Origin of the sequence: Streptosporangium vulgare (assembly GCF_042428775.1) — a bacterium.
In the GTDB taxonomy this organism is placed as follows: domain Bacteria; phylum Actinomycetota; class Actinomycetes; order Streptosporangiales; family Streptosporangiaceae; genus Streptosporangium; species Streptosporangium vulgare.
This window is the reverse complement of record NZ_JBHMBS010000008.1, coordinates 318,549-340,586: the sequence shown is the minus strand read 5'-3', so window position 1 is coordinate 340,586 and position 22,038 is coordinate 318,549. Positions and strand designations below refer to the sequence as shown.

The following is a 22,038-nucleotide window of genomic DNA, read 5'->3' as shown; positions in this document are numbered from 1 at the left end:
ACACCCGGTGATCGCGCTCCAGTGTCGTGACCAGCAGCGGTCGGGGCACTCGACTGCCGTCAGGGATTCGGCCCGCCGGACACGACTCCTGTGGCGCCATCGCAGCGAGCTGCGGCCATCCAGCGCGGCGGTTGCACAGACCGCGGCGTTCGCGCTTACCGGGCACGGCATGTCCTGAGGTAGCTGAGGAACGAGGCCTGCAGGCCAGTCACGTGCGTTTCGTGCAGGATCGCGCTGGTGACGGCTTCGTTGCGTGAGATGAGACGGTGCAGGACGGTGGCCGTGTTCTTCGTGATGTTTTGGTAGATGGCCAGGTCTCCCAGAAGCTCCCGCTCGTTGAAGGTCACATGAAGCTTGGCGGCATGCCGGCTGTCACCCATCTCTTGGAGCTGGGCGAAGACCTGACTGTCTTCACTGGCAACGCCGGGACTGCCCGCTCCGATGCTCTCGAAGAGCGTGCAGCCGGTGAGCCAGGTGTAGAGACTGAAAAGGCCGCCGTAGGAGTAGCCGAAAAGGCCGTGACCGCTCGTGGCTGTGCCGTAGTCGCGTTCGATCCGCGGGTGCAGTTCCGCGGTGAGGAAGCTCAGGAATGCATCGGCGTGGGTGTCGCGTAATTCGCCGAGGTAAGCGTCGGCTTCTTCGCGTGTCCTCGCGCCCGCTTGAAATCCCATCTCCACGGCATCGATGAGCTCCTTGGCGATGGGCTCGCCAGGTGGCACGAGGTCTCTGTTGCGCAGCCGATCCCAGTGCTGTGCTTCCTCGCCTGCGTAGCCGACGCTGACTTGGATGTAGGGCTGGATCTGGTGCATGGGGTCCATCTGGGTGACGATGAGCGGAGCCGTCATGCCCACGGCCCAGTTGCCGTCGAGCACATAAACGACAGGCGCTTGCGTCGCGGCGGGATCGTAGCCCGGTGGTGTGGTGACCCAGACGCCGTAGTCATGCCCACCGCTGGAACGCATCTCGAAATAGCCGGTGTCGGCGAGGCAACCCTGCCACATGGTGCTCATCGAAGGTCCTTCACAACTCGGCCGGCCTTGAGAACGAGGACGGCATTGGCGGGATCAGCGAACAGCTCCGGGTCTTCGACCGGGTTGCCGTTCCACAACACGAGGTCTGCCTGCGCGCCGGGAGCGATGACACCGACTTGGCCGGACAGGCCGAGGATCTCGGCGTTGGTCTTGGTGGCCGCCACGAGAGCTTCCATAGGTGTTTCGAGCTTTGCGCGCAGCCTGAGCTCCTCGCCTCGACGGTTCTGAGCCGGACCGATGAGATCGGAACCCAGCCCGATCCGCACTCCGGCCTCCTTGGCGACAGCGAGCGCCTCGGTCATCCGCTCACGAACACCCAGCACACGATCGCGGGTCGATTCGTCGAGGCCCGCTCCAGCGGTGTCGTGCAGCAGTTGCTCGACAACGGCGAACGTGGGCACGAGGGCGACCTCGCGAGTGGCCATCAGGGTGGCCGTGGACGCATCGAGGTCGGTGCCGTGCTCGACACAACGCACCCCGGCCTCGACCGCGTTCCGGATGCCGTCGTTGTTGTGGGCGTGAACAGTCACGTAGGTACCCCGTGCCGCGGCTTCCTGGACGGCGACGGCGATCTCCTCGACGGTGAACTGGGTGTCGGTCAGCCGGTCTCGCGCCCCAACCACTCCGCCGGTCACACAGAGCTTCAGGAAGGAGGCCCCGCGACGGAATGCCTCGCGCACGTTGCCTCGCAGCTCGTCTGCGTTGCCCGACATCATGGACAGAGCGCACAGACCCGGAACGTGATGGCTGCTCCACAGCTCGGTGGGTTCCCAGTCAGCTCCGTAGTAGCCGTGCCCACCGGTCTGGCACTGAACAGGTCCGCACGACAGGACGCGTGGTCCCCTGACCTTGCCCTTTGCGATCGTGGTGACGACGCCGCCGTCGATCCCGCCGGTGTCTCGAACGGTCGTGAAGCCGGCATCGAGCGTCGCACCGGCCGTGGCGAAGATGTCCGCCGCGATTTCAGCGGTACTGATCTGAAACGAGAACTGCGGCTGGATCAGGCTCGACAAGCCCAGGTGAACGTGAGCGTCAATCAGGCCGGGCGTCATCGTCAGTCCCCCGGCATCGAGGCGCTCGCCGTGTGCGCTGGAGGCATCAAGCTGGGCGATACGCCCGTCTTCGACGGTGACGTTGACGTCGATGGGGTCGCGACCCGACCCGTCGACGACCGCCGCGCCGACTACCTGAAAACTTCCCACGAGTGGCCCCTCCACCGTTGCGAGCTGGCTGCGATCATGTGTGACGCAACACGGCACCACCAGCCTCTCTTTTCCAATGGATAAACTGTGGGGGTGGCCTTGTCAAGCACGGAACGCAAAGGCGACGCGCGCGAGCGTCTCCTGGCTCGGCTTCTCGACGCCTTCGGCGAGGCCCTTCCCTCACCGGAGGTGTCGCTCCGTGAGATCGCCGCCCGGGCCGAGACCAGCCACGCCCTCCTGCGATACCACTTCGGGTCACTCTCGGGCGTCTTGGCAGCCATGCTCAAAGCACAGCGATCTCGTGACAACGAGGCGCTTTTTGAGGCCGCCCAGCAGGGCACCTTTGACGACCTCGTCGTGGCGATCTGGCGGGCCTACACCCGCCCGGAGCAGCTGTCGCGTGTCCGCGGCTTCTTTCACGTCGTAGGGCTGGCCGCGTACAGCCCAGAGGACTTTCGTGAGTTCATCGACTCGCTCGACGACCTGACCAAGATGCTGGCCTCGCTCGCGGAACGTGAAGGGCTCGACACCAAGGAAGCGCTGGCTATGGCCACCGTCACCATTGCCGCGATTCGTGGCCTGCTCTTACAGGAAGTTCTGACTCCAACAGGCCACTCGGAGGACGCGGTCGCCTTGATCCTGCGCATGAGCAAGGGCCAATCCGTTCAACGGACACGCCCGGGGCCTTGAGCAGGGCGTCGCACAGGGCGCGGTGGCGGTCCTTGGGCGCCATCGGCCGCCCGTCAGGCAACCGATCCCGACATCACCCAACCAGGTTCAGCCGCCTTCCGGCCCATCCAGCGGACCGCTTGCCGCGGTGAGGTTCAGGAGCATGTGCAACTCCAGCGCCCGCTGCGGCGAACGCCAGCCCTCGCCGAGCAGGCGGTCGGCTGCGGCCAGTCGCTGGTAGAGCGTGTTGACGTGGATCGCCAGTGCGGTGGCTGCCGGGCGAGGGCGGCGGCCATGGTCGAGGAACACGCGCAAGGTCTCCACCAGCGGCACACCACGGCGTCGTTCCTCGGCGAGCAGCGGGCCGAGCACGCGCTCGAATGCCTCCGCCAGATCGCGGCGACCGGCATGGTCGAGCAGAATCCGGTACAGCCCGAGTTGTCCGGCGGTCGCGGCTTCTCCTGTGCGCCCCAAGACTTCCAGGGCACGCAGCGTCTGTCGGGCCTCGTGGAAGCACCGCCGCAGCTCCGCCTGCCCGCGCGCGGGCCCGGCGATGCCCGCGGTCGGTGCGTCGCGCGGCCAGTCCCGGCGGATGCCGTCGGGACTGGCTGTGGTCACGACAAGCAGCCGACCGCCGTGCTCGGCCGTGAGCGCGCCGGGCAATTGCGGGAGCCGCGCCCGTCCGGAGGCCACCACGAGCACCGAGTACCGCGCCGACGGGTCCAGCCCGGCTTGCCGCAAGGCTGGTCGCTCCGACATCGTGGTGAGCAGATCGACCAGCAGTGCCGCGCGGGTGCGCCGCGACGCCTCGACCGCAGCCTGCTCGGCGAGAAGCGCGAGTGCGAGTGCCGGGGCCGCACGGTCGAGGAGCAGCCGGTCATCGCGGACGGGCTCACCGTCGAGCACCAGCGCGCCGAAGCGTGTCTCTCCGGCCACGACGGGCTGCGCCACAATCCCGCTATCCCCGGTCCCGTCGTCCGGCGGTTCCGCCACGAAGCTGACCTGCCCGCGCGCCATCGAACTGATCTCGACCAGCAACTCCTCGACGCCCCCGCCGGTGAGCACCACGCGCGTCAGCCGCTGGTCCCAGCGCAGCGTCTGCTCCAGCTCGTCGGTGCGGCGCGCGAGCTGGTCGTTCGCGGCGTTGAGGCTACTGATGGCGTTGGCGTTCTCGATGGCGATCGCCGCGTGCGCGGCCAGCGCCGAGGCCAACATCACCTCGTGCTCGGTGAAGTCCCGTTCCTGGCGCTTGCCCACGAACAAGGCGCCGAGCACGCGGCCGCGCAGGCGCAACGGAACTCCGAGCAGCCCGCGCATGTTCTCAGCGCGCGCCGCCGTGTCGGCGGTGTCGTCGTGGCGGAAACGCCGCTCCGCCTGGTAGTCGGCCGTCCAGCGGGGCGCGGCGTGCTCGATCACCTCACCGGCCAGCCCCACCGACAACGGGATTGCCACCCCGACCAGCTCTGGCGTGAGCGCACCGCTGGTGACCTTGAGTCGCAGATACCCGTCCTCGACGAGGCCGAGGTAGGCCAGGTCCGCGCCGAGCAGCTGGCGTGCCTGGTCGACGATCTCCGGTAGTAGATCGTCGGGCGCGTGAAGGGTGGCCAACCGGATCGCGATGTCGTTGAGCGCGGCCAACTCGGCCGCCCGCTGCGCCTGCTGCCGCAGCACCATCGTCAGCCGCAGCGCTTGCGCGGTCTCCCGGTCGGCCGCCGCGGTGTCTCGCGACCGCACCAGCTCCCTGCCGTGCCGCTGGAACTCGTCCGGGGCAGCGTCGCGCAGCAGCAAGTCCAGCCATGACTCCCGCACCAGTAGACACTCCATCCATTGGTAATCGTCAATGATAGCTGGCTCACACATTGAGTGGAGGATGTGAACGCCGATAACGTCGCCGTCATGCGCGACGAGGCGTGGCGGCGTGAGCTGATCGAGGACCTGGACCGGCGCCTGCCCGCCGGCCGGGTGATCACCGATCCCGATGTGGTGTCCGGCTACCTCCATGACGAGGCCGAATGGGCACCGCACGGCACACCGGCGGTGGTGGTGCGGCCGCGTACGGCCGAGGAAGTGCGGCACGTCGTCCAGGTCTGCCTGCGGCTCGGCGCCCCGGTCGTCCCACGGGGCGCCGGCACCGGGCTGTCCGGCGGCGCGAACGCGATCGAGCACAGCGTGGTCGTCTCGACCGAGGCGATGACCACGATCAAGGAGATCAACAGGCGAGAACGGCTGGCCGTGGTCGAGCCCGGCGTGGTCAACGACCACCTGCGCGCGGCCTGCGCCGAGCACGCCCTGTGGTATCCGCCGGACCCCGCGAGCGCACCGTGGTCGACCATCGGCGGCAACGTCGCCACCAACGCGGGCGGACTGTGCTGCGTCAAGTACGGCGTCACCCGCGACTACGTCCTGGGCCTGGAGTTCGTGACCGGGACCGGCGACCTTGTCCGCGTTGGCCGTCGCACCGCCAAAGGCGTCGCCGGCTACGACCTCGCCGGGCTCATGGTCGGCTCCGAAGGCACGCTCGGCGTCATCACCGAGGTCACCGTGCGGCTGCGCCCTGCCCGCCAACCCGAACACACCGTCGTGGGTCACTTCTCCTCGATCGTCGACGCCGGGAACGCGGTTGCCGCCGTCGCCGAAGCCGGGCTGGAGCCCTCTGCACTGGAGCTGATCGACCGGCACTGCCTGGCCGCCGTCGACGAGTGGAAGCACATGGGCCTGTCGACCGAGGCCGACGTGGTGTTGCTGGGCCGCACCGACAGCGCTGGTCCGGCGGGCGAACGAGAAGCCGACGCGATGCTGGCCTGTTTCGAGAAGGCGGGCGCGACGTTCGCGGTGCGCTCGACCGACCAGCAGGAGGCCGACGCGCTGTTCGACGCGCGGCGCCTGGCCTACCCTGCGCTCGAACGGCTCGGGCCGGTACTGACCGAAGACGTCTGCGTGCCCAAGGGCGCGGTCCCCGACATGCTCGCGCGGATCGAGGAAGCCGCCGCGCGGCACGACACGCTGATCGCCAACATCGCGCACGCCGGCGACGGCAACCTCCACCCGCTGCTGATCACCCAACCCGGCGACGAAGCCGCGAAGAAGCGGGCGCAGACGGCGTTCGATGACATCATCGCGGCGGCGCTGGAGTTGGGCGGCACGGTGACCGGCGAGCACGGAGTCGGTCTGCTCAAACGGGAGGGGCTGGCCGCCGAGGCCGGGCCTGCCGTGCTGGCGCTCGGCCGGGCGGTCAAGGACGCGTTGGACCCGCACGGGATCTTCAATCCCGGCAAGGTAGTGGCGACCGAGCGGGAAGGGCCGTGACAATGGAACCAGTCGACAGAACCCGGTCGTCACGGGACGATGAGACCGGGCGCGATGCGGTATGACGTACCTTGGCCGGCGTGAATTCGGGATTTCGGTGATCGACGGGCCTTCTCTGCCGATGACGTCTGAACCTTGCCCCCTGGCCCCGCCACGGGGTCGGTTCGCACCCGTCGTCGACACATTTCCCGCGCACAGGCTCGCGACAAGGTGAAGCGGAACGTCGCACTGCTCTGGAAGATTCCCAGGGGAAGGGAGGGGCGTCCGTCCACGTCGCTCACTCTCGACCAGGCGGAAGCCGTGTTCAAGGCGTCCGAGGGCACAGCGCTGCACGCCTACATCGTGCTCTCGCTGCTGCTCGGGGCTCATACGGAGGAACTGCGGGCGCTTACCTGGTCACACGTCGACCTCGACGGCACTCTGCCCTCCATCATGGTCTGGCACTCGGTCCAGGAGGGCGGCAACACCAAGACCCGCAAGTCCCGGCGAACGCCGGCCATGCCGAAGCGCTGTGTGGATGCCCTCAAACTCCACCGCGAGCAGCAGGACGTGGCCCGCAAGGCGGCGGGCGCAAGCTGGCAGGACAACGGCCTCGTCTTCGCCTCCAAGGTCGGCACCGAACTCGACTCTCACAACGTCCGCCGCTCGTTTCGGGCCGTGCTCAAGAAGGCCGGCCTGAACGAGAAGGAGTGGACGCCCCGCGAGATGCGGCACAGCTTCGTCTCGTTGCTGTCCGACTCCGGCATCCCGCTGGAGAACATCTCCCGCCTGGTCGGCCACCGCAACACCTCGGTGACGGAGACCGTCTACCGCAAGCAACTCCGACCCGTGCTTCTGGATGGAGCAGAGGCCATGGACCGGATCTTCCCCGACTGACTAAGATCGCCAATCCGAACAAGATTACGAAGGATGACATATGTGGCCGTTCCGGAGAAAGCAGCGCGAGCAAGTCGATCTGGAGGAGCGGTCACCAGAGCTTGGGATCAAGTACAAGGACCTGCTGGTGATGCACCACCTCACCAAGGCAGGAGTCGATCTTGAGCAACCTCGCCACGTGATCTTCTACTTGTACGCCCCCAGCCTCGATGCCGCTCAGAGCGTCGCCAAAGAGGCTCAAGGCGCTGCGTACGGTTTGCGCGCCGAGGTCGGGAAGCCCTCTCCGGAGGACCCGGACAGCTGGCCGGTGACTTGTGAAGCGAACACGGTGATCTCACCCGACTTCGTACGGGAGACGGGCAACCTGTTCGACGACCTGGCCACTCGTTATCACAGCGAGTACGACGGCTGGGAGGCCGCAGCCACTCCGTGAACGGTAGTCACTCAGTTGGTCACTCAGTAACGCAGAAGGCCGCTTCCGATCTTTCGGAAGCGGCCTCTGACCTGGATGTGGGGTGTTCACAAGTAGGTCTGGCCTGGGGCGCTGAAGGTATCTCGAAGATCGCTTCCCGAGGCGGCGAAGATCGTTTCCCGGCCGTAGTAGCGGGCGTCGGCCACGTTCCCTGGCACGATGTTGTGCCCGCTGGGCACAACGGGCCGCGTGGCCAGCCCTACGAGCCGCTCGGCACTCTCGATGCCCCGCCAGACTCGGCCCTGGGCCAGGATCACCCCCGGTCCTGGCATGGCGGCCTCTGCCGAGGAAGGCCAGGACCTGGCATTTCTTTGCCGGAGTATGAGATTCAAGATGTCCTTCCTCCGTATTCTGGGCGGAAGGTGCATAAAGCTCACCGAGTGGAAGTCTTTGGAGCGAGCCGGATGGCAGATGGCTGGAACGACGGAGGAGGGCCCGACGAGAAGCTCGTGGAGCGGTTCCTGGCTGGGAAGCTCACGGGGAATGACGTACGCGCCGTGACCCTGCATTCGTGGCGGCGGTGCCAGGAGGCGGGACTCACGCCCGGCACCGTGCAGCCGCGCCTGCTCGGTGATCTTGATTTCGACTGCGGAGTGGTGCGCGCGGCCCGACCCGTGTTCGAGCGGCTGCGTACCGTCGTCGGGGGCACCCCGGTGAGCATGTTCCTGGGCGATGCGAGTGGGGTCATGTTCCTGCGCAACGAGGGCGAACCGGCCCTGTCCCGGACTCTGGACGCGGTCGGCGCCGCGCCCGGGTTCCGCTTCGCCGAGGCGGACATGGGCACCAACGCCTTCGGCTCGGCGCTGGTGGAACGGCGAATCTTCCAGGTCACCGGCAATGAGCACTTCGCGGAGGAACTGCGCGGGCTCACCGGCGTAGGCGCCCCGATACGCCACCCGCTCAGCGGGCGGGTGAACGGGGTCATCAGCGTCGTCGGCCCGAACGACACGGCCAACGCGGAGATGATGGTCCTGGTCCGGCGATCGGCCGCCGCCGTCGAGCAGCGCCTGTTCGAAATGGCGGCCGACCGCGAGCGGGCCCTGATGGAGGAGTTCCTCCGGGCACCGGATGGAGGCGCCCCGACGGCTTCCACGCCCTTTGACCTGTGCCGCCGTGATCGGCTCGCCCTGGAGGACGCCGCCGTGAGGCTGGTCGCGCAGGGCCGGGCGGCGGTGGTGAAGATGGTCATCTCGGACGGCCGCACCGCCACGCTCGTGGCGCAGCCGATCAACGGTTCCACCGCCATCGCGGTGAAGGCGCGGTTCACCGACGGCCAGCGGGCCCGGCCGAACGGGGGAAGATGATCGGAACCGAGGAGTGGCTGCTCGCCGTGAGCGAGCCGGGCATCGGCCGGCTCGCCCTGCGGGCGCGCGAGCGACTCAGCCTGCTGTGCGACGCCGGCTCCCGCATCGGCACCACCCTGGAGGTCACCCGGACCGCCGAGGAACTGACCCAGGTCGCCGTCCCCCGGTTCGCCGACTACGTCGCCGTCGACCTGACCGACTGCGTCCTGCGGGGCGACGAGCCCGGCAGCATGGACGCGGGGCAGCGCCGGGTCGCCCTCGCGGGCATCAGGGAGGGGACCGCTCTGCACCAGCTTGGCGCGCTCATCCACCCGCTCCCGTCCACGCCGCAGGGGCGCAGCCTCGCCACCGAGCAGCCGGTGCTCGGCTCGGTGTTGTCCAACACCTTCGGGTGGCTGGCACAGGATCCCGAGCGCTGCCGGAGAATCTGTGAGCAGGGCATCCACTCGCTCATCGCGGTGCCGATGCGGGCCCGGGGCGTCACACTCGGCGTGGTGAGCTTCTATCGCGCCACGGGCAAGGACGCGTTCGAGGAGGACGACCTCGCCCTGGCCGAGGAACTGGTCGGCCGCGCCGCGGTGTGCGTCGACAACGCCCGCCGCTACACCCGCGAGCACGCGATATCCGCGGAGCTGGAGCGCGTCACCGCGTCGTTGCAGCAGGCGCTCGACCTCCAGCGACGCTTCACCACCGACGCCTCGCACGAACTGCGCACCCCGCTGGCCGGGCTACGGGTCACGTTGGAGGAGGCGCGGCTTCACCCCGACGAGACCGACCTCGCCGACCTGATGGAACACGCCCTGGGCGATGTGGACCGGCTGCAGGCCATCATCAGCGACCTCCTCATGCTGGCCCGGATCGGAGCGGCACCGCCCGCCGCCCTGGAGTCCGTCGACCTGGCCGTACTGGCCAAGGCCGGAACCGCGCGCCGCACCGACGATCCGCACCCGGCCCGGCTCGACCTCACCGCCGACGTGACGGCCGACGCCGTCCCGGAACAGATCCGCCGGGTGCTGGACAACCTGCTGGACAACGCGCAACGGCACGCCGCGCGCGACGTGCTGGTCACGGTGCGCCGCGCCGGAGGCATGGCCGAGCTCAGCGTCACCGACGACGGCCCGGGCGTGCCTCCAGCGGAGCGCGAGCACATCTTCCAGCGCTTCGCCCGGCTGGACACCGCCCGCAGCCGCGACCGCGGCGGCACCGGGCTCGGCCTGGCCATCGCCCGTGACATCGCCCACGCCCACCACGGCACCCTCCACGCCGAGGACGCGCCCTCGGGCGGAGCACACTTCGTCCTCCGCCTCCCGCTCAACACGCGGACGGCGTGAGGGCCCGGACCGTACGCGAAGGGCTCGGACGGTTCAGACGCGCGGCGAGCCAGGCGCTCGTCTCGACCAGCTTGCCCAGGTCCACTCCGGTGTCGATGCCGAGTCCGGCCAGTTGCCAGAGCAGGTCCTCGGTGGCGAGGTTGCCGGTGGCACTCCTGGCGTAGGGGCAGCCGCCGAGGCCGCCGGCGGACGCGTCGACCGTGGTGACCCCGCGGCCGAGCGCGACGAGGGTGTTCGCCAGAGCCTGGCCGTAGGTGTCGTGGAAGTGCACGCCGATCCGTCCGACCGGCACCCCGGCGCCCACCAGGGCGTCGAGCAGCGCGGCGACCCGGCCGGGGGTCGCGACGCCGATCGTGTCGCCGAGGCCGAGCTCGGTGCAGCCGAGCGCGAGCAGCCGCGTCGCGACCGCGACGACCTGGGGAATCGGCACCTCGCCCTCCCACGGGTCGCCGAAGCACATCGACAGGTAGCCGCGCACGCCCAGGCCCGCCTCGCGGGCGCGGGCGACCACAGGGGCGAACATCTCCAGCGACTGGGCGACGGTCCGGTTCAGGTTGGCCCTGGCGAAGGACTCGGTGGCGCTGGCGAAGACGGCGACGTCGGTGAGCCCGAGGCCGATCGCCCGGTCCAGGCCGCGTTCGTTCGGGACGAGCACCGGGTAGCGCACGCCGTCGCGCCGCTTCAGCCGGCGCAGCACCTCTTCGGCGTCGGCGAGCTGCGGCACCCATTTCGGGTGCACCAGCGAGGTGGTCTCCACGACGGTGTGCCCGGCGTCGACGAGCCGCTCGACGAGTTCGACCTTCACCTCGACGGGCAGGATCGCGGCCTCGTTCTGCAGGCCGTCCCGTGGCCCTACCTCCCAGATCGTTATCCGGCCGGGCAGGCTGGGCAACGGGTCGACTCCGTAGCGGTTCACCCTTGCCCCTTGCGTGAGGGGAACTCGGGTGGTCGGCGGGCGGCGAAGGCCGCCAGGCCCTCGCGGGCGTCGGGCGAGGTGAACGCCCGCTGCCCGTAGAGCGCCTCGGCGTGGAACGCCTGGTGGAGCGGGAGGTCGCCCAGGCGCAGGACAGCCTGCTTGATCGTCGCGACCGCGGTGCCGGACAGCCCGCCGATCCGGTGGGCCCACGCGAGCGCCGTCGGCATCACCTCCTGCGCCGGTACGACGGCGTTGAGCAGGCCCAGTCGCAGCGCTTCGGCGGCCGGGACGCGCTCGCCGAGCAGCAGCAACCGCATGGCCCAGGCGTACGGGATCTGCCGGGTCAGCCGGGCGAGTGTGCCCCCGGCCGGCACCACTCCGACGCCCGGCTCGGGAAGGCCGAACTCGGCGTCCTCGCTCGCGACCCGCAGGTCGGTGGAGAGCATGATCTCGAACCCGCCACCCAGACACAGGCCGTTGACGGCGGCGATCACCGGTTTGAACAGGCTGGTGTGCTTCTGGTGCGCGCCGTCCCAGCGGGAGATGTCGAACCGCCCCTCGGCCAGCGCGGGGATCGACTCGCCCAGGTCCGCTCCGACGCAGAACGCGCGTTCACCCTCGCCGGTGAGGATGGCGGCGGCGATCGTGTCGTCGTCCCGCACCCGGGCGAAGGCGTCGGCGAGCTCGTCGTACATGGCCAGGGTCAGGGCGTTGAGCTTGGCTGGACGGGCGAAGGAGATGATGGCCGTGGACCCGTCCCGCTCGAAGCCGATGGTCAATCAGATCACCCCCGCGGCGCGGAGTTCGGCGATCCGCTGCGGGGAGAGGTCCAGCAGGCCCCGCAGTACGGCGTCGGTGTGCTCGCCGGGGCGCGGGGCGAGCGTACGCGGCCGGGCGGGGGTGACGTCGAGCTTGATCGGCTGGCCGAACATCCGCAACGGCCCGAAGTCCGGGTACTCGACGTCGACGATCATGTCGCGCGCGGCGATCTGCGGATCGTCCACCACTTCCGCGATGGTCCTGACCGCGCTCAGCGGCACCTGGTCGCCGGCCAGTTCTTCGAGTTCGGCGCGGGTGCGTGACGCGAACCAGTCGTGCAGAAGCGGACGAATCCGGTGAGAGTAGACACCGGGGTCGAACCGCTTGGCCATGGTGTCGATCTCCGGGTCACCGGCGAGTTCGGGACGGCCGAACATCGTGCACGTCAGCCGCCAGAACTTGTCGGTGTAGCCACCGAAGAAGACGTACCCGTCCCTGCACGGGTACAGCTCGTACGGGCGTACGAACGGGTGCTGGTTGCCCAACGGCCTGGGCACCTCGCCGTCCACCGTGTACGACACGACCGCGTTCTCGGTCAGCGACAGCACCGAGTCCTGTTGCGACACGTCGACGAGCTGACCCTCACCGGTGCGTTCGGCGTGCCGCAAGGCGGCCAGGGTGCCGATGACGGCGTACAGGGTGGCCGACAGATCGCCGATGATCGTGCCGACCCGGACCGGGGGCCGGTCGGCGTAGCCGTTCATCGACCACAGGCCGCCGGTGGCCTGCGCGGAGTTGTCGTAGGCCGGCCTGCTCCGGTACGGCCCGGTCTGGCCGAAGCCGGAGATGGCGGTGTAGACCAGGCGGGGGTTCTCCGCGCGCAGGACGGCGGGCCCGGCGCCGAGCTTGTCCATGGTGCCCGGCCGGAAGTTCTCCACCAGCACGTCGGCCCGGCGCACGAGCCGCTTGAGCAGGTCTCGCCCGTCAGGCGTCGCCAGGTCGAGGGTGAGCCCGAGCTTGCCGCGGTTGTACTGCGCGAAGAACGCGCTGAACGTGCTCCCGTCGGCGGCCGACAGATGAGGGGGGAAGTCGCGGGCGTAGTCCGGTTCGCTCGGCCGCTCGACCTTGATCACCGTCGCACCGAGGTCGGCGAGAATCATCGAGCAGAACGGGCCCGCGACCACCCGGGTGATGTCCAGCACCACGACTCCGGCGAGAGGCCCGCGCTCCGCCGGGACGAGGTCGTCGCCGTCCCAGGTCTCGGCGGTCATCGGGCGCACACCTCCTCCGGCGCGGCCACGCGCACCCTGGTCTCCAGCAGGGTGCCGCAGACTGGGCTGACGAACTCGTCCAGCAGGACGGCGGGCTCTCCGGACCGGGGCCGGATCCGCACGCCGAGTTCGGCGAGGCGTTCGGCGGCGGGACGGGTCCGGATCACGGCGTCGTCGTGCCAGTCGTCGGCGGTGCCGATCCGGGCCCCGCTGGCCGGGCAGTACCAGTGGCCGTCCCGCCCCCGGTGCGGGACGGAGGCTCCGGCGACGCCGATCATCGTGTCCAGGACCGCCGCCGCGGGGGGTGTGCCGCCCAGCCGTTCCGCGCGGAGCGCGGCCCTGCGCCCGGCGGTCGCGGCGAGGACGGCATGGTCGCCGTCGAGCACCACGCCGTAAACACGCTCGGCCGCGGCCGCGGTCACGTAGCCGTCGCCGACGTCCTGCGCGACCCGCGCCGGGTCGCGCAGCAGGGGGTCGCCGTAACCGCCTCCTCCGGCGATCCACTGGACGAAGACGTCGCCGCGCCGGACGGTGAGGTCGTACTGGTTGATGTCCAGCAACTGCCTGGTGGCCGCGGAGAGGTTCTCCTCGGTGGGGACGGCGCCGCCGGACATGAGCCGCCACACGTCGGTGTCGCGGCACAGAAGGTGGCCGCTGCCGCCGCCGGGCAGGCCGCCCCCGTAGCCGTCGGCGGGCACCTGGGCGCTGGGCGCGAACACGGTCTGTGTCACCTCGCTCGCGCCGTGCAGTGTCCAGGCGAATTCGTGGCCGAGGCCGCCCCGGTGCGCGCCGTGGCCCGCGCTGGCGGGAGAGAGCCGCTTCCACAGGTAGAGCACCGGGTAGAGCATCTCGTTCATCTCCACGTCCGGCAGCATGTTGTTCATCTGCGTCATCATTCCGGCGCAGTCGAGGCCGTCGGCCTCGGGCTGGGCGCCGGCCCCCATGCCGCCGCCGTCCATGTTGAACAGCACGAAGTAGTCGCCGTTGTCACGGGTTCCGGCCGAGATCCCGCCCGTCCAGGAGTCGGCCCAGACACCCTGCGTACGCTCCCGGAGCACGGGGTCGTCACTGGCCTGGCACGGCTCGTTGAACAGCTTGGTGATCAGTCTGCTCACCCGGGCCCCGGTGGTGAGGTGGCCGTTGCTGATCGGCGCCGGCGGGCGCGGGTTGACGATGCTCCCCGGCTCGGCGACCACCTCGAAGGCCGTCATGACGCCCTCGTTGAACGGCACGTCCCACGCCAGGATCGGCACGACGGCGGTGGCGACGCTGCCCACCAGGGCCCCGTAGCTGCAGTTGACGAACCCGTCGGTCTGCGGGCTGGACCCGGTGAAGTCCAGCGTGACCTGATCGCCGCGCTTGGTCAGCGTGCACCGGACCCGGTAGAGATCGTCGGTGTGCCCGTTGTGCTCGGTCCACTCCTCCGCCTCCCACACGCCGTCGGGCAGCCGGGCCAGCCGGTCGCGCACGACCTGCTCGGCGATCTCGAAGTTGCGCCGCGTGTACGCCCGGAAGCGGTCGGGCCCGAACTCGGCGATCGTGGCGAGCAGCCGGCGGATGCCGGTGTTGTTGCTCGCGACGAGGCTGCGCACGTCGTTCCAGTACGGCACGGGGACACGGACGTTGTTGAGCAGGATCCGCCGGACCCACTCGACCGGCTCGCCCCGCTCGAAGACCTTGACCCCGGGCGGCAGCCGCAGGGCCTCGCTGTAGCAGTCGTACGCACCGGGCGCGAAGCCACCGGGGGTCATGCCCCCGACGTCGAGCAGATGCGCCTGCGACTGTGCCCAGCCGATCAGCTCCGCGCCGTGGAAGATCGGGGAGATCACGTTGGTGTCGGGCGGGTGGCTCGCCCCCGCGGTGTGCGGGTCGTTGCAGATGAAAGCGTCGCCCGGATACAACGGCTCGCCCCGGATGGCCTCGACGAGGTTGCGGACGGCGACGCTGCCCGACCCGATGTGGAACTGCACGTAGTCCGAGTACGCGTAGATGCGTCCCTCGGGATCGAACAGCGCGGTGTTGAAGTCACCGGCCTCGGTGATGACGGGCGATCCGGAGGACCGGATCATCGCGATGCCCATCTCCTCGACGATCGAGTCGAGGCGCATCCTGATCACTTCCAGCGTGACCGGGTCGAAGTCGTCGGACGTCGGTGAGCTCACGGGGTCTCCTTCGATCGGGCGGCGTCGCCGGCGCCGGCGTGGTTCAGGCGGATGAGGAAGTGCCCACCGTCGATGACCTCGACCGTCGCGGCCGGCGGCACGTAGACGGTGGTGTCGGGTTCCTCGATCAGGCACGGGCCCTCGGCCTTGCCGAGCGCGCCGAACCCCCGGTGCACCTCGACGTGGCGGCGGTGGCCGGACAGCGGCTCGACGACCTCCCGCGTGGTGGTGGTGGCGTGCCGCTCCTGGCCGGGGGTCTCGGTCACGGTCTGCGTCTCGGTGCGGCCGACCGCCCGTACTCGCGAGTTGACCAGCAGCACCTCGGCCTCGGTCCACGCGGTGCCGGTGCCGAACTCGGCCTCGTAGTCCGCCACGAACCGGCGGCGCAGCGTCTCCTTGTCGCTCTCCCGGAACGGCTCCTCCGGCAGGCGCGTGGTCACCTCGAAGATCTGGCCGACGAACTTCATGTCGGCCTCGCGGAAGACCGCGCGGCGGTCCTGGGGGATGCCCTCGGCGTCGAACCAGTCGCGCGCCCGCTGTTCCAGGGCGGCGAACTCCCTCTCCAGCGCCTCGGCCGGCTGGTCCATCGTCCACGGGCTGGTCTGGACCGCGGAGAAGACCGAGTCGGCGTGCATGAGCCCGTACGCCGAGAACACGGCGGCGTTACGTGGGATGATCACCTCGCCCACTCCCGTATCGGCGGCGATCGCGGCGGCGAACAGTCCGCAGGCGCCGCCGAAACCGACCAGGGTGAACTCACGGGGATCGTGCCCGCGGTTGACGGTGATCTTGCGTAGCGCGTTGGCCATCTGTGAGGTCGCCAGCCGGTACATGCCGTGCGCGGCGGCGTCCTCGGACAGCCCGAGCGGGTCGGCGAGGTGCCGCCCGATCGCCTCGCGCGCCTTGCCCGGCGACAGGGTGACCGTCCCGCCCAGGTAGTAATCGGGGTTGATCAGCCCCATGACCAGCGCGGCGTCGGTCACGGCCGGACGCTCGCCGCCCTTGCCGTAACAGGCGGGCCCGGGCACGGAACCGGCGCTGTGCGGGCCGACGCGCAGCACCCCGCGGCCGTCGATCCAGCCCAGGCTGCCGCCACCGGCGCCGATGGTCTCGATGTCCACCGCGGTGAGGCTGGTGGGCAGCCCGCCTATCTCGGCTCGCGGCAGCACCCGCAGCTCGTCGTCGATGATCGCGGCGGCGTCCAGGCTGGTACCGCCCATGTCGGCGGTGAGCACCCGGCGCCGGCCCAGCCGCATGCCGAGCAGGCGCGCGCCGGTCACCCCGCCGACCGGGCCGGAGTTGAACATCGAGATCGGCGCCCGCGCGGTCTCCTCGACCGAGAGGAACCCGCCGTGTACCTGCATGATCTGCACCCTGGTGCGCAGCCCCTTGGCGGCCAGGGCGTCGGCGAGCTGCTGGAAGTGGGTCGCGACGATCGGCTTGACCGCCGCGTCCAGCGCCGTCGTCACCATGCGCTCGTACTCCCGGTACACCGGCGTCAGCGCGCTGGACAGCGAGTAGGGCACGTCCGGGTGGTGCTCGCGCAGATGATCGGCGATCGCCCGCTCGTGCGCGTCGTTGCGGAAGGACCACAGCAGGCACACCGCGATCGACTCGGCGCCGGCCGCCAGCACCTGCTCCACGCTCGTACGCACGGCGCCGGGCGACAGCGGCACCAGCACGGTGCCGTACGCGTCGACGCGTTCGGGCACCTCGACGATCAGGCGCCGGTCCACGATGTCCGGCGGCGGCGCCAGTTTGTGCGAGTCGCGCTCGTCGGTACGCGCGGAGCGGGCGATCCGCAGCGTGTCCCGGAAGCCCTGGGTGGTCAGCAGCCCCACCCGGGCGTACTTCTGCTCGTCCACCGCGTTGGTGACGATGGTGTTGCCGAGCACGAACCGGTCGATCGCCGGGTAGAACTCCGCCTCGCTCAGCCCGACCTGCTCGCGCAGAATGCTCAGCGCGGCGAGGATGCCGGTGGTCACGTCCGGTGTCGAGAACGCCTTGCCGCGCACGGCGCGGCCGTCGGCGATGGCGACGGCGTCGGTGAAGGTGCCCCCGACGTCGATACCCACGTCCAAAACCATGGCTGCTCAGTCTCCTTCGGCTGTACCGGCTCCGACACGGAGTTCGGCCAGGATCTGCTCGGCACGGTCGGCGCGTACCGCCTTGGCGGCGAGCATGCGCGCGACCACTGTGGGGATCTCCTCGGGGCTCGCGCCCGCGGTCACCGCCACGTTGCGCGCGTGCAGTGACATGTGTCCTCGCTGGATGCCCTCGGTGGCCAGGGCCCGCAGCGCGGCGAGGTTCTGCGCGAGCCCGACCGCGGCGACGACACCGGCCAGCTCGCTCGCGGTCCGCACCCCCAGCAGCCGCACCGCCGCGCGCGCCACCGGGTGCACCTTCGTGGCCCCGCCGACCAGACCGACCGGCATGGGCAGTTCCAGGGAGCCGGACAGGTTGCCCTCGGCGTCGCGTTCGAAGTGGGACAGGGAGGTGTAGCGACCGTCCGGGGCGACCGCGTGGGAGTGCGCGCCCGCCTCGACCGCGCGGGTGTCGTTGCCCGTCGCCAGCACCACGGCGGTGACGCCGTTCATGATGCCCTTGTTGTGGGTCGCCGCCCGGTACGGATCGGCCTCGGCCAGCGCCGCCGCGTGCACGATGTCCCGCACCACCTGCGAGCCCCCGAGGGCCTCGGCGTCGAAGACGGCGCGTGCCCTGGCCAGGCGCAGGTCCGCCTTGTTGGTCAGAATCCGCAGCAGGGTGCGGCCTCCGGCGATCTCACCCACCCTGGTCGCCACGGCCTCCGCCATCGTGTTCACCGCGTTGGCGCCCATCGCGTCCCGCACGTCGACCACGAGGTGGAGCACGACGTAGACGTCCTCGCCCGACGGCACGAGCCGTACGGTGATGTCCCGTACGCCGCCGCCGAACTCCACCAGGCGCGGGTCCTGCGCGTTCGCCAGCTCGGCGAGCTCGCCACGCGCCTCCAGCAGCCGCAGCCGCGCCGCGTGGGGGTCGGCCGCGCCCAGCACCTGCACCTGCGCCTGCATGATCGGCGCCGAGCACGTCGTGGCGAAGCCGCCGTGTATCCGGGCGATGCGCGCGGCGTTGCTCGCCGCGGCGACCACCGACGGCTCCTCCGTCGCCATCGGCACCAGGACGTCGGATCCGTTGACTCTGAAGTTCGTGGCCACGCCCACCGGCACCCCGAGGACCCCGAGGACGTTCTCGATCATGTGGTCGGCCTGGTCCAGGGTGAGCCCGGCGGCCGGATCGAGTACGTCGAGCGCGCCGGGATCGAGCCCGGCGCTCTTCGCGGCGAGGGCCCGCCGCTCCCCGGGCGACAGGTCGCGTAACCCCGTCAGCCGACTGTGAACACCCACGATGCCTCCCGCATACCGCCGAAACAGGCTGTTAATCGAGCCGAAACGCAAACGGCTTGTGCGGAAGGCTAGGTCCGACCGGAACGCCACGCCCATGGGTGAATCACACGCCGTTGAAGCCATTGCCATGTGTGAATCGACGTAGATCACAGACCGGTCGCGAGGGCGTGCATACGTACGGCCACGGTGACGCGAAAGAACGGCTCCGGCTCGCGCCACGGGGGGCCGAGCAGCAGGGTGATCCTGTCCAGGCGCTGGTTGACCGTGTTGATGTGCATGTTCAGCGCTCGCGCCGCCCGCGCCGGGCTGCAGTGCGAGTCGATGTAGGTGCGCAACGTCTTCACCAGGTCGGTCGAATGATCGCGGTCCCAGCGCAGCACCGGCCCGAGCACCGCCTCGGTGAACGCGACGATCCCGTCGCGCCCGGCGCCGAACAGGGCCAGGTATGGCTGGTAGGCCGCCGCGTTGACGGCCGTGTCCTGGATGCCCATGCCGTGCAGCAGATCGGCGCACTGGCGCAGCGGCTCGAACCGGGCGCCCAGCTCGCCCCATGTGGCGACGGGCGCGTCGGCCACCACGAGCACCGGCACCCCCGTCAGCGGGCGCACGCACTCACGGACTTCGGTCGCCGCGCTGTCGGGGTCGGCCGCGTCCGTCAGCACGACCACACAGCCCGCGTGCTCACCGGCCAGCAGGCCAGGGCGCCAGGTGCCGAGCGCCTGCACGGCCGCCCTGCGCCGGTCACGCGGCACCAGCACCGCGACGACCATGCGCAGCGACTCCAGACGGACCCCGCGGGCGCGGGCCCGCAACATCAGCTCCTCGCGGTGCGCGCCGTCGCCCAGCAGGATGTCGGAGATCAGCTCCCCCCGCACCCGCTCCTCGGCCTCGGCGACGGCCTCCCGCTTCAGCGCCAGCAGGGCCACGATCTGCGCCGCGCGCTCGATCGTGCGCCGCTCGACCGAGCCCAGCGCGAGATCGCCGTGGCCGACGAGGATCGCGCCGAGCAGCGTCTCGGCGGCCACCACGGCGACCACGACAGACGCCCCGTCATCCGACGGGTCCAGGAACACGCACCGCCCCGTGGTGCGGCTACGCTCGACCGCGGCGCGTACGTGCGCGGTCACGGACGAGGACTCCCGCGAGGCAGCGGTCCGCGCCGAGGCGAGCGGGGCCAGGTCGCGGTCGAAGATCTCCACCGACCGCCCCAGCGAGGCGGCAAGCGTCCGGGCCACCTCGTGCGCGGTGCCCCCGCGCAACACCGCATTGGTGAGGTCCTGATGCACCGCGCTGGCGCGTTCCCTCGCCGCCATGGTGCGCGCGAGATCCTCGTTGGCCGCCCGCGCCGCCTCGGCCGACGCACGGGCCTGCGCCAGCAGGTGCACCGTCTGCAACACCACGGCCCCGTGGTCGGCGAACGCCGACAGCAGCACGATCTCCTCGGGCGTGAACGCGTGCTCGTCGCGGTTGGCCGCGAACAGCACCCCCAGCACGCGGTCGCCCGCCACCAGCGGCACACCAAGCAGCGACACCAGCCCCTCGGCCCGCACGGCCTCGTCGATCTCCGCGTCATGCGGGACGTCGAGATAGTGGTCGTAGTTCGTCGTCCACTGCGGGCTGCGCGTGGACACGACCTTGCCGGCCAGGCCCTTTCCCGGGGGCACCCGAAGTCGGCGGAACTCGGGCGCGAACGTGCCCAGCGTCGAGCGCACCCGCAACTCATCGGTCTCCTGGTCGAACTCCGACAGATACGTCACGTCGGTGCCCACCAGGCCATGCGCCCGGGCCACCAGGCGGTCCAGCAGCGCGTCCAGATCGCGCAGCTCGGCCAGCTCACGCGCGCTGGACAGCAGCGCGGACAGTTCCTGATCTCGCCGGCGCCACCGCGCCAGCGCCGCCCGCACCCGCCGCGTCCGCCGCAGCACGCCGGCCAGCTCGACGCCGTCGAGCGACTCGGCGAGCGGCGCGACGGCGCTCTGCTCGTCGGCCGTCTCATCGAGCAGCAGGTCCAGCAGTCCGAGCACCGAGTCCAGGGGCACCAGCGCCCGCTGCGCGGGCAATACCATGTTCCCAGCATATGGGCCCCGTCTCACGTGCCGGTATGGACGTGGCCGCTGTGTATCCGGGCGCCGGCAGCCCTATCAGGCCCTGGACCAGAAGCCGCCAGTGAATGAAGCCGGCCCGGTGATCGACCTGACCGCTCCGATTCAGCACCGACGAGCTGTCGGAGGGTTGATAAACGAGTACCGCAGAGCGGCTGAGGTGCCCAGCAGATTCCGGACACCGGCGGTGTGCCATTCTGGCAGCGCCCCAAGACGTTCCCGCCGGACCACACACCGATCACAAGATCAGACCCGTCGGCTGCTCCGTCAAGGTCGTAGCCACCGTCGCCTGGCTGGCGCTGACGGCGCTGACCGGCTGACGCCCGCGGATCGCGGAGCGGATCGCGGAACCCGCTCCGCCCTCGCCGGTCTCCCGCAGCCCTGCAACGCGCGGCCGCGCGGTCGCGGCCCGCGCTCTGATCCCGTACCTGCCGGTCGACCTACGCCTGACCTTCACCCGAGGGAGGCGGGCCGAGGTCAGCGAAGGCCGCCAGGCCCGGAAGGTCGGTGACGGTGACTCGCCGGTGGCCGGTGCGCACCAGCCCGCGCGCCGACAGGTCACGCAGGATCTTCTGGACGGTACTCTCCTTGGCGCCGATCAGGCCGCCGAGCTCGACCTGGGTCAGCGGGACGCCCAGATCCGTGCCCTCCGGTCCGGCCGTGCCGGGCGAGCACGGCCGGCAACAGGTGGCCCAGGCAGATGTCGCTGTCGTATCCGGCGAACTCCAGCCGCCGCTGATTCGCCCAGCGCAGCCGGTCGCCCATCAAGGTGCTGAGCGCAGCGGAGGGATGCCGCCGAAGGTAACCGAGGAAGACCTCACCCTTGATCAATTGGACGACGGTCACTCCGCAGGCGACCACGTCCGCCGAGCGCGTCGACCCGTCCAGCACGGCCACCTCGCCGACCACGCCCCCTGACCTGCACCGCGAGCAAGGACTCCCGGCCGTTCTCCGTGCGCGCGGTCACCTTGACCAGGCCGTGCACGACGACGGAGACGAGATCCGCGGACTCGCCCTGGCGGACGATCACGTGATCGGCGGGATAGGTGTGGATGCCCCCCAGCGCGAGCAGCGTCTGCCTGGACGGCTCCGGCAACCGCGCCAGGAAGGTCTCCGCCGGCCAGGGGGAGGCTCCCGATGAAGCCGGAACCCACCGCATAGGAGCCCTCCCGGAGGCATGGGGCGAAACTCTGCCAGCGCGAGAAATGCTATCCGCAGAAGGCTTTCAACGCCCTGAGGGGCGAGACGGCG

The 22,038-nt window shown here is 70.3% G+C and carries 19 protein-coding genes; 6 read left to right on the top strand and 13 right to left on the bottom strand.

The features are described from left to right. Positions 1-155: 155 nt before the first annotated feature. Both ACFFRH_RS19660 and ACFFRH_RS19655 read right to left on the bottom strand, forming a co-directional pair. Positions 156-1,010, bottom strand: coding sequence for an alpha/beta hydrolase (locus ACFFRH_RS19660; RefSeq protein ID WP_344743573.1), 855 nt, complete (start codon positions 1,008-1,010; stop codon positions 156-158). Further along, the gene (locus ACFFRH_RS19655) at positions 1,007-2,233 is read right to left on the bottom strand and encodes a metal-dependent hydrolase family protein (protein ID WP_344743571.1); all 1,227 of its coding nucleotides are present in this window, start codon (positions 2,231-2,233) and stop codon (positions 1,007-1,009) included. The genes ACFFRH_RS19660 and ACFFRH_RS19655 overlap by 4 nt, the downstream gene beginning before the upstream one ends. Before the next feature lie 93 nt (positions 2,234-2,326). Between ACFFRH_RS19655 and ACFFRH_RS19650 the strand changes: the two genes are divergently transcribed. After that, positions 2,327-2,923: a TetR/AcrR family transcriptional regulator gene (locus ACFFRH_RS19650; RefSeq protein WP_386158356.1), complete on the top strand. Its 597-nt coding sequence runs from the start codon at positions 2,327-2,329 to the stop codon at positions 2,921-2,923. 87 nt (positions 2,924-3,010) lie between these two features. Here ACFFRH_RS19650 and ACFFRH_RS19645 read toward each other — a convergent pair whose 3' ends face one another. Continuing rightward, a complete protein-coding gene (locus ACFFRH_RS19645) occupies positions 3,011-4,690 on the bottom strand; it encodes a helix-turn-helix domain-containing protein (RefSeq protein WP_386158354.1) in 1,680 nt (559 codons plus the stop codon). 108 nt (positions 4,691-4,798) lie between these two features. On the opposite strand from ACFFRH_RS19645, the gene ACFFRH_RS19640 reads away from it, so the two are divergent. The 3 genes from ACFFRH_RS19640 (at position 4,799) to ACFFRH_RS19630 (ending at position 7,517) form a co-directional block, all read left to right on the top strand. After that, a complete protein-coding gene (locus tag ACFFRH_RS19640; RefSeq protein WP_344743591.1) occupies positions 4,799-6,208 on the top strand; it encodes an FAD-binding oxidoreductase in 1,410 nt (469 codons plus the stop codon). Between the two features lie 210 nt (positions 6,209-6,418). Beyond that, positions 6,419-7,084 carry a site-specific integrase gene (locus tag ACFFRH_RS19635; RefSeq protein WP_344743568.1) on the top strand — a complete coding sequence of 222 codons (666 nt, stop codon included), beginning with the start codon at positions 6,419-6,421 and terminating at the stop codon, positions 7,082-7,084. Positions 7,085-7,124: 40 nt separating this feature from the next. Beyond that, positions 7,125-7,517, top strand: a complete 393-nt coding sequence (locus tag ACFFRH_RS19630; RefSeq protein WP_344743567.1) for a ribonuclease E inhibitor RraB — start codon at positions 7,125-7,127, stop codon at positions 7,515-7,517. Between the two features lie 86 nt (positions 7,518-7,603). Here ACFFRH_RS19630 and ACFFRH_RS19625 read toward each other — a convergent pair whose 3' ends face one another. Continuing rightward, on the bottom strand, positions 7,604-7,828 hold the full coding sequence (locus tag ACFFRH_RS19625; protein ID WP_386158350.1) for a hypothetical protein: 225 nt from the start codon (positions 7,826-7,828) through the stop codon (positions 7,604-7,606). Positions 7,829-7,960: 132 nt separating this feature from the next. Between ACFFRH_RS19625 and ACFFRH_RS19620 the strand changes: the two genes are divergently transcribed. Together ACFFRH_RS19620 and ACFFRH_RS19615 are read left to right on the top strand one after the other, a co-directional pair. Further along, positions 7,961-8,860: a GAF domain-containing protein gene (locus ACFFRH_RS19620; RefSeq protein ID WP_344743565.1), complete on the top strand. Its 900-nt coding sequence runs from the start codon at positions 7,961-7,963 to the stop codon at positions 8,858-8,860. Then, positions 8,857-10,191: an ATP-binding protein gene (locus ACFFRH_RS19615; RefSeq protein ID WP_344743564.1), complete on the top strand. Its 1,335-nt coding sequence runs from the start codon at positions 8,857-8,859 to the stop codon at positions 10,189-10,191. Before ACFFRH_RS19620 ends, ACFFRH_RS19615 begins: the two co-directional genes overlap by 4 nt. Here ACFFRH_RS19615 and ACFFRH_RS19610 read toward each other — a convergent pair. From ACFFRH_RS19610 to ACFFRH_RS19570, 9 genes are all read right to left on the bottom strand, one after another. Then, positions 10,172-11,107: a hydroxymethylglutaryl-CoA lyase gene (locus tag ACFFRH_RS19610; protein ID WP_344743563.1), complete on the bottom strand. Its 936-nt coding sequence runs from the start codon at positions 11,105-11,107 to the stop codon at positions 10,172-10,174. The two genes, ACFFRH_RS19615 and ACFFRH_RS19610, sit on opposite strands and share 20 nt — an antisense overlap. Continuing rightward, a complete protein-coding gene (locus ACFFRH_RS19605; protein WP_344743562.1) occupies positions 11,104-11,886 on the bottom strand; it encodes an enoyl-CoA hydratase/isomerase family protein in 783 nt (260 codons plus the stop codon). Before ACFFRH_RS19605 ends, ACFFRH_RS19610 begins: the two co-directional genes overlap by 4 nt. Continuing rightward, positions 11,887-13,137, bottom strand: coding sequence for a CaiB/BaiF CoA transferase family protein (locus tag ACFFRH_RS19600; protein ID WP_344743561.1), 1,251 nt, complete (start codon positions 13,135-13,137; stop codon positions 11,887-11,889). Further along, a complete protein-coding gene (locus ACFFRH_RS19595; protein ID WP_344743560.1) occupies positions 13,134-15,299 on the bottom strand; it encodes a hydantoinase B/oxoprolinase family protein in 2,166 nt (721 codons plus the stop codon). The genes ACFFRH_RS19600 and ACFFRH_RS19595 overlap by 4 nt, the downstream gene beginning before the upstream one ends. Then, a complete protein-coding gene (locus ACFFRH_RS19590) occupies positions 15,296-17,374 on the bottom strand; it encodes a hydantoinase/oxoprolinase family protein (protein ID WP_344743559.1) in 2,079 nt (692 codons plus the stop codon). Before ACFFRH_RS19590 ends, ACFFRH_RS19595 begins: the two co-directional genes overlap by 4 nt. Positions 17,375-17,392: 18 nt before the next feature. Continuing rightward, on the bottom strand, positions 17,393-18,685 hold the full coding sequence (locus ACFFRH_RS19585; protein WP_344743558.1) for a hydroxymethylglutaryl-CoA reductase, degradative: 1,293 nt from the start codon (positions 18,683-18,685) through the stop codon (positions 17,393-17,395). A 146-nt stretch (positions 18,686-18,831) separates the two neighbouring features. Further along, positions 18,832-20,751, bottom strand: coding sequence for a helix-turn-helix domain-containing protein (locus tag ACFFRH_RS19580; protein WP_386158342.1), 1,920 nt, complete (start codon positions 20,749-20,751; stop codon positions 18,832-18,834). 476 nt (positions 20,752-21,227) lie between these two features. Further along, positions 21,228-21,386, bottom strand: coding sequence for a helix-turn-helix domain-containing protein (locus ACFFRH_RS19575; protein ID WP_344743590.1), 159 nt, complete (start codon positions 21,384-21,386; stop codon positions 21,228-21,230). Between the two features lie 218 nt (positions 21,387-21,604). Continuing rightward, complete coding sequence (locus tag ACFFRH_RS19570) at positions 21,605-21,946, bottom strand: cyclic nucleotide-binding domain-containing protein (RefSeq protein ID WP_344743554.1); 342 nt, start codon at positions 21,944-21,946, stop codon at positions 21,605-21,607. Positions 21,947-22,038 lie beyond the last annotated feature (92 nt).